This window comes from uncultured Phycicoccus sp. (assembly GCF_947495705.1).
In the GTDB taxonomy this organism is placed as follows: Bacteria; Actinomycetota; Actinomycetes; order Actinomycetales; family Dermatophilaceae; genus Phycicoccus.
In genome coordinates this window covers 1-7,342 of sequence record NZ_CANLZR010000018.1, presented here as the reverse complement: position 1 = coordinate 7,342, position 7,342 = coordinate 1, and the positions used below count along the sequence as shown (strand labels likewise).

The 7,342-nt window shown below is 74.2% G+C and carries 9 protein-coding genes; 4 read left to right on the top strand and 5 right to left on the bottom strand.

Annotated features, from left to right (window positions below; all coding sequences use genetic code 11):
- On the bottom strand, positions 1–197 hold a 197-nt coding region (locus Q0963_RS16465; protein WP_299448166.1), incomplete at its 3' end, for a hypothetical protein.
- A 194-nt stretch (positions 198–391) separates the two neighbouring features.
- Here Q0963_RS16465 and Q0963_RS16460 point away from each other — a divergent pair.
- Positions 392–829: a hypothetical protein gene (locus tag Q0963_RS16460; RefSeq protein WP_299448164.1), complete on the top strand. Its 438-nt coding sequence runs from the start codon at positions 392–394 to the stop codon at positions 827–829.
- A 43-nt stretch (positions 830–872) separates the two neighbouring features.
- On the opposite strand, the gene Q0963_RS16455 is transcribed toward Q0963_RS16460, so the two are convergent.
- Together Q0963_RS16455 and Q0963_RS16450 are read right to left on the bottom strand one after the other, a co-directional pair.
- The gene (locus Q0963_RS16455; protein ID WP_299448162.1) at positions 873–1,553 is read right to left on the bottom strand and encodes a nucleoside/nucleotide kinase family protein; all 681 of its coding nucleotides are present in this window, start codon (positions 1,551–1,553) and stop codon (positions 873–875) included.
- A gap of 3 nt (positions 1,554–1,556) precedes the next feature.
- A complete protein-coding gene (locus Q0963_RS16450) occupies positions 1,557–2,525 on the bottom strand; it encodes a patatin-like phospholipase family protein (RefSeq protein WP_299448160.1) in 969 nt (322 codons plus the stop codon).
- 67 nt (positions 2,526–2,592) lie between these two features.
- Between Q0963_RS16450 and Q0963_RS16445 the strand changes: the two genes are divergently transcribed.
- Positions 2,593–3,255: a hypothetical protein gene (locus tag Q0963_RS16445; RefSeq protein WP_299448158.1), complete on the top strand. Its 663-nt coding sequence runs from the start codon at positions 2,593–2,595 to the stop codon at positions 3,253–3,255.
- A 12-nt stretch (positions 3,256–3,267) separates the two neighbouring features.
- Here the strand turns inward: Q0963_RS16445 and Q0963_RS16440 are convergent, their stop codons facing one another.
- Positions 3,268–4,296: a GNAT family N-acetyltransferase gene (locus tag Q0963_RS16440; protein ID WP_299448156.1), complete on the bottom strand. Its 1,029-nt coding sequence runs from the start codon at positions 4,294–4,296 to the stop codon at positions 3,268–3,270.
- A 70-nt stretch (positions 4,297–4,366) separates the two neighbouring features.
- Here Q0963_RS16440 and Q0963_RS16435 point away from each other — a divergent pair, with 70 nt between their 5' ends.
- Entirely contained in the window at positions 4,367–4,885 is a 519-nt protein-coding gene (locus Q0963_RS16435) for a DUF6328 family protein (protein ID WP_299448154.1), read from the top strand.
- Positions 4,886–4,888: 3 nt separating this feature from the next.
- On the opposite strand, the gene Q0963_RS16430 is transcribed toward Q0963_RS16435, so the two are convergent.
- Positions 4,889–6,157, bottom strand: coding sequence for an ArgE/DapE family deacylase (locus Q0963_RS16430; RefSeq protein ID WP_299448152.1), 1,269 nt, complete (start codon positions 6,155–6,157; stop codon positions 4,889–4,891).
- A gap of 67 nt (positions 6,158–6,224) precedes the next feature.
- Between Q0963_RS16430 and Q0963_RS16425 the strand changes: the two genes are divergently transcribed.
- Positions 6,225–7,136, top strand: coding sequence for a cation diffusion facilitator family transporter (locus Q0963_RS16425; RefSeq protein WP_299448150.1), 912 nt, complete (start codon positions 6,225–6,227; stop codon positions 7,134–7,136).
- Positions 7,137–7,342: the final 206 nt, after the last annotated feature.

The following is a 7,342-nucleotide window of genomic DNA, read 5'->3' as shown; positions in this document are numbered from 1 at the left end:
GCCTCCACCGCCCGCGCCTGACACGCCGACGCCGCCCCCTTCAACCGCTCCAGCTCGGCCACCAACGCCAACCGGTCAGCATCCGACAACGACCCGACATCGATGCGCGCCAACGACTCCCGCACCCCCGCCACCCCCGACGCGGCGGACCCACCGACCGGCACCCGGTCGGCGAACTCGGTGCGCGTCCCCTCCATGCACCAAACCTAGACGCGACCACCGACAGCGGTCCGAGCGAACGTCTCCAGCCCGGTCTGCGCCCGAGCGGCACCGTCCGGACCGGTCCGCGCGCCCGCCCGACCGCTCGGGTGGCGCTCCGCCGACCCGCTGCTAGCGTGGCCGCCACAGCGCTCTCCGGGGGGATCGGAGGGCCGAGACCCCAGGGGGAACCATGTCCGTCAGCCGTGCACTCACCAAGGCCGGGGCAGCCGTCAGCGCCGCCGCGGCAGTCCTTCTCATGACTCCTGCCGCGGCCAACGCCTACGGCCTGCTCGTCAGCGCGACCTCGCCCAACGGTCAGGCCTACGGGCAGACCCAGATGGGCTTCGAGAACGACAACGTCGTCCACTGGGACGACATCTACCTCAACGACCGTTGCGACCCGAACAACCCCGGCGAAGGCGACGGGGTCCGGGCCAAGATGAAGCTGTACATCAAGCAGTACGGCAACACCGTGAAGGTGGGCGAGCGCGAGGACGTCGGTGGCTGTACGAGCGACCCCTACCGCGGGAGCGCGTACTGGGTGTCCAACGGCCCCATGGACAAGGTCGGGATGTCGGTGTGCTCCAAGGGTGGCTGCTCCGCGATCAAGTGGGTCATCAACCCCTGACCCCCCGGGCTACCACGGCGCTGCGCGCCTGGCCCGCCAGGGCTCAGGCGCGCAGGGCCCACCCCTCGGCGGTCACGTCGAGGACGCGGTCGGCCACGTCACGTCGGCTCCGCACCAGGTCGGCGTTCGGCTCGTCGACGGCGGCCACCCACGCCGCGGCCTCGGCCGGGGACTTCCCGAACGCGACGTGCCGGGCCACGAGCCGCTCGAGCCGCACCTCGTCGTCGCCGTCGACGAACCAGACCTCGTCGAGGGCCGCGCGGGCCTCTGCCCATTCCGGCCGGTCGAGCAGCAGGTAGTTCCCCTCGGTGACGACGAGCCGGGCACCACCGGGGACGAGGACGGCGCCGGCGATCGGCTGCTCGATGGTCCGCTCGAACCCCGGCGCGTAGACGTCGCGGTCCGCGTCCTCGTGCAGCCGCCGCAGCAGCGCCGCATACCCGAGGGCGTCGAAGGTCTCGGGTGCGCCCTTGCGGTCGCGCAGGCCCAGCCGCTCGAGCTGGACGTCGGCGAGGTGGTAGCCGTCCATCGGGACGTGCGCGACCGACGCGTCGCCGTGCCGGCGCGCGACCTCCCGCACGAGCGCCTCGGTGAGGGTCGACTTGCCGGCGCCGGGGACACCGCAGACGCCGAGCAGCGCCCGCCCCTGCCCTGAGGGCACGAGACCCCACGCGAGGTCCACGAGGGCGTCGAGGCCGCCGGTCACGAGTCCTTCGGCTGCCATCGGTCAGTACCCCGCATCGTCGAGAGCGCGTTCGGTGAGCTCGCGCCCGAGGGCGATCATGTCCTTGGCGCGGTGGAAATCCATCGTCCGGCAGGCGTCCGACGGCACGGAGACGAGGACGTCGGGTGGGTTGCTCGCCATCCGGTACCGGGTGATGAGCGCGGCCATGGTGTCGAAGGACCGGTTGAAGATCTCGGCCGAGGCGAGGTCCTTGGGGGCCGGCGCGTAGCCGGGCGCCGCGGCCACCGACGGCGACCCCCCGCTCTCGGTGACGGACTCGACGTCCTCGGCGACGTCCCCCGGCGGCGCGTCGGTCGTGTCGTGCGACCCGCCGATGAGCGCGCTCACCCGATGGGTCAGCGACCGCACCGAGCCCGCGATCTGCCCGGGCGTGCGCACCGGCGCCACGGGCATCCCCCGGCTGTGCCCGGCCTGCAGGCTGACGGCCACGGTGAGGTCGGAGATCACGGCGGCGGTCGGCTCGATCGGGACCGGGTTCATCAGCCCCCCGTCGACGAGCAGCCGGCCGTCGACGACGATCGGGGTGACGAGGCTCGGGATCGCGACCGAGGCCCGGATGGCGGTGGCGATCGGACCGCGCTGGAACCACACCTCGCGCCGGTGGTTGAGGTCGGTGGCGACCGCCGTGAACGGGATGGCGCAGTCCTCGATGAGCGCCCCGCCGAGGATCTCGGACACCCGGGTGAAGATGCGCTCGGCCCGGATCGCCCCTCCCCCGCCGAGGTTCATGTCGAGCAGCCGCCACACGTCGTACTGGGTGAGGCCGGTGACCCACTCGGTGTACGGGTCGAGCCGGCCCGCGGCGGCCAGCCCGCCGACGAGCGCACCCATCGACGTGCCGGCGATCGCGACGACCTCGAACCCGCGCTCCTCGATGACCTGGAGCGCCCCGATGTGCGCGTAGCCCCGCGCACCCCCGGACCCGAGAGCGAGTGCGACGCGGCGACCCATGGGTTCAGCGTACGTCCCACCGCCGGGCGGTCCCGTCCCTCACCATGGACCCGTGACGAGCGCATCGATGACGACACCTCCCCGGACCCGACGCCGAGGCGCCGGCCTCGCCCTCGCCGTGGCCGTCGCCGTGGCGGTGTCGAGCGCCTGCGCCACGACGAGCGAGAAGCCCGTCAGCACCTCCGGCTCCGCGTCGAGTGACGGCCCGCCGACGAGCGCCCCGGCGTCGAGCACCTCGGCCCCGGCCTCACCCTCGGCCTCGCCGTCGATCACCTCGGTCCCCGACGGCTTCAGCACCGACGAGCAGCGCTCGCCGACCTGGCCCCGGCTCGGGCCCAGCATCGGCAGCGGAACCGCGGTGCGGGTCGGCCGGCACTCGGCGTACGACCGGGTCGTCTACGAGTTCGCGGGGCGCGGCAAGCCCACCTTCCGGGTCGCGTACGTCGACGAGACCCTCGACCCGGTGACCGGTGAGCCGGTCGACGTCGCCGGCGACGCATTCCTGTCGGTGAGCGTGACGACCGTGATGGTCCCCGACGAGGGCGACGAGCAGCCGGCCGACGCCTCGGCGGCGAGCCTCGACGGCACGGTCATCGCCGCGGCCCCGGCCATCTGGGGCGGCTTCGAGGGCTACGGCGAGGAGTTCATCGGCGTCCGCGGCGGCCAGCGGCCGTTCCGGGTCAGCGTGCTCACGGAGCCGACCCGCCTCGTCATCGACGTCGCGAAGTAGCCGCGCCCGGCCCTAGAGGTCGAGGTCGCGGTGCCAGGACTGGGTCCGGTAGTCCGTGACCCAGCCCAGCGAGGTGTACAGCCCGTCGGCGCCGGTGGGGCTGTCGGCGTCGACCTCGAGGCCCACCCGGTTGCGGCCCCGTCGAGCGGCGTCGGCGATCACGGTGTGCAGCAACGCCTTCGCGACGCCCCGACCCCGAGCGCGCCGGTGCACCCCGATGTAGTCGACGTAGCTCCCCGGGATGCCGTCCGCGTCCGGCCGGAGCACGGTGGACACGACGGCACCGGCCGGCACCGGCCCCTCGTCGGTCTCGACGGTCGCGAGCCACCAGTGGTCCCAGCGGTGGCCCGGGTCCTCCCGCAGGCGCATGACGAACTCCGGGAAGCTCTCGCGGTAGGAGCTGAAGTGGTCCTGGAACGACTCCTCGAGGACCCGGTGCACCGCCTGGAGGTCGGACGCGACCGGCAGCCCGTCGTCGTGCCGGTCGACGGGCCGGATGACCACGCCCTCGCGCGGGCCGGGCAGGCTCGTGGCCTCGCCCGGGTCGACCGGCCTGGTCATCTGGAGCCAGGTGCGGGTCTGCCGGTAGCCGGCGGCGTCGAGCCACCGCTGCTGCCGGAGGTCGTCGGCGTAGGCGCCGGTGTCCAGCAGGCTCGTGCGGAGCCCGCGCATCGTCGCGATGTCGCGGGCGTGCCGCTCCCCGGCGGCGTACAGGTGCCCCGCGATCTCGGCCGCCTCGTCGTCCGGCAGCGCAGGGCTGACCGTGACCTCGACGAGGGTGCGGCCCGCCGCCCGGTCGTGCACGGAGAACCAGGCGAGCAGCTGCCCGGCCTCGTCGTGGACCAGCACCTGGCGCCGGGTCCACGACCCGGTGCCGACCAGCTGGCCGAGGACCGCCTCCGGGTCGACCCCGGCGGACCCCTTGGCGGCACGCTGGTGGTCGGCGAGCAGGGCCGCGACCGCGGGGGCGTCCTCGGCCTGCGGTCGACGCGTGGCGTAGTGGGTGGGCAGTCCGTCGATCGTGACGTCGGCGTCGCTCATGAGGCCCACTCTTCCATCCCCGCGGCTCTAGACTTCGAGCGCTTCGAGCACGTCGAAGGAGAGTGGGGCGATGGGGAAGCAGGACACGCGGGGGTCGGGCCCGTCACGGCGCACATTGGCCCGCAACTGGGACGAGCTCCTGCAGGAGATCCGGGTGACCCAGACCGGGGTCCAGATCCTCACGGGCTTCCTCCTCACCGTGCCGTTCTCGGCGCGGTTCGAGGAGCTGACCTCCTTCCAGCGCACCGTGTACCTCGCCGTCCTCGGGGGCTCGGTCCTCACCACCGGGCTCGTGGTCGCACCGGTGGCCTTCCACCGGATGCTGTTCCGCCGGCGCCGGCGCGAGCTGCTCGTGGAGTCGGGGAACCTCTTCGCCATCGCCGGGCTGGGGATGCTCGCCCTCACCGTCTCCGGGGTCGTGCTGCTCGTCGTCGACGTGGTCATCGGGACGCGGGCTGCGCTCCTGGGCGGCGGGGCCGTGCTCGTGGTCATCGTCGGCCTGTGGGCCGCCGGGCCGTTCATCGCGGCCCGGGTTGCGGACGTCCCTCGGAACCCGCCGCCGTCCGAGGACGCCGAGCCCCGCGACTGACGGTCAGTGCGCCCCGAGGCGACGCGCGGTCAGTACGGCCAGCGCCCGGGCGACCTCGATGACCTCGGCGAGGGCCACCGACTCGCGGGTCGAGTGCGCGAGCCGGATGTCACCGGGCCCGTACTGGAGCGTCGGGATGCCGTCACCGGCGTAGAGCCGCAGATCCGAGCCGTACGGCGCGGCGCCGGTGACGGGCCGTCCGGCTCCGACCGACTCGACCGCGTCCGCGACCTCGCCGGCGAGCGGGTGACCGTGCGGCAGCCGGCCCGACGCGAACCGGCCGCCGGGCCAGGACACCCGAGGGGGATGCTCCTTGAGCCAGGGGTGGGACAGCGCGACCTCCGCGACCGCTCGCTCGAAGTCCGCCGCGGCCACCCGGGTGCTCTCGCCCAGGGCCACACCGAGGCGGCCCTCCGCCACGAGCAGGTCGGGCACGCTGCTCGCCCAGTCACCCGCGTGGACGGTGCCGATCGTGATGGCGTACGGCAGCGGGTTGCCGTCGAAGAGCGGGTCGGGCTCCGCGTTGCGGACGGCCTCGAGCTCACGGATGGCCTCGTGGACGACCATGAACGCCTCGAGGGCGGACTGCCCCTCGAGCCGGGTGCTGCCGTGGGTGGCGCGGCCGGGCACCTCGAGCCGGAAGGTCAGCGCCCCGGCGTTCGCGGTGAGCAGCCGGCCACCGGTGGGCTCGGTGATGACGACGGCCTCTCCGCCGTGACCGCGCCGCAGGGTTGCGAACGCGCCGAGCCCGCCGTCCTCCTCGCCGACGACGGAGTGCAGGGCCAGCGTGCGCTCGGTGCGCAGCCCGGAACGGTGCAGGGCCCGCGCGACCGCGAGGTTGACCGCCACCCCGGCCTTCATGTCGCAGGCGCCTCGCCCGTGCAGCCGGCCGTCCTCGACCGCCGCGACGAACGGGTCGTGAGCCCACGACCAGAGGTCGCCGACCGGCACGACGTCGACGTGTCCCTGGAGGACGAGGGCCGGCGGACCGGACCCCGGGGTCGTCCCGACCAGCCCCCAGGCCTCGTCGCGCGGGGCCTCGGTGCCGGGGAAGCCAGGGGCGGCATGCAGCTCCTCGAGGTCCTCGGCCCAGAGGTCGACCTCGAGGCCGGCCTCGTCGTACCACCGCGCCAGGAGGTGCTGGGCCTCGCTCTCGGCGGCGGTCCCGGTGACGCTCGGCACCCGCACGAGCTCGACGAGGGAGCGGACCAGCTCGTCCTCGTCGAGGTGGTCCAGCAGCCGGCTCTCGGCGGGGGTGAGTGGGGAGGTCACCTCGGCACGGTATCTGCCGGGGTAGCGTCGCCGGTGTCCGAGGGTTCGGTCGGCGAGGAAGGAAGACATGGGCAGCGGCCACGGGCACTCCCCCGCCGCCGGGCACGCCGGCGCGACGCACCGCTGGCGGCTGCGGCTCGCCTTCGTGCTCGTCAGCGTGTTCTTCGTCGTCGAGCTCGTCGCCGGGGTCGTCAGCGGCTCCCTCGCCCTGCTCAGCGATGCCGGGCACATGGCCGCCGACGTCGTCGCGCTCGGGGCCGCGCTCGTCGCGACCCGCATCGCGACCCGCCCCGACGCCTCGGGGCGGCGCACCTTCGGGTCCTACCGCGCCGAGGTCTTCGCGTCCGGCCTCGCGGTCCTGCTGATGCTCGCGGTGGCGGCGTACATCGTCGTCGAGGCAGTGGGGCGCTTCGGGGCGGCCCCGCAGGTGGCGACCGGCGCGATGCTCGTCGTCGGCGGGCTGGGGCTCGCGGTCAACCTCGTGGCCCTGGCGCTGCTGCGCGGCGGCGCGGCCGAGAGCCTCAACGTCAAGGGCGCCTACCTCGAGGTGGTCGCCGACACCGTCGGCTCGGTCGGCGTCATCGTCGCCGGCGTGCTCGTCGCGGCCACCGGTGACTCGGTGTGGGACACCGCCGTCGCCCTCGCCATCGCCGTGTTCGTCGCGATCCGGGCGGTGCTGCTGGGGCGCGAGGTCCTCTCGGTCCTCGGTCAGCACGCCCCCGCGGGGATCCACCCCGACGAGGCCGAGGCCGCGCTGCGCGAGGTCCCGGACGTCGTCGACGTCCACGACCTCCACCTGTGGACGCTCACCTCGGGCATGCACGTGGCGACCGCCCATCTCGTGTGCTCGGCCGCGGCGGACCCGGGCACGGTGCTCGACGGGGCCGGCCGCACGCTGCGCGAACGGTTCGGGATCGACCACGCGACGTTGCAGGTCGAGCCCCGGGGGACGCGGTCCTGTATCGAGACGACCTGGTAGACGGGCCCGGCGGTCGGTCCGCCGGGCCCGTCCAGGCGTCCGTCAGACGGCGGTGGCCGTCGCGGTCGGGCTCGTCGACTCGTCCGTCGTCCCGTCGGGACCGCCGTGGCGACCGCCCTTACCGCCGGTGCGCTCGGTGACCGTCGCGAGGTCGGCGCTGACGTCGAAGGCGACCTTCGCATCGTCCTTGGTGCCGATCGCGTCGT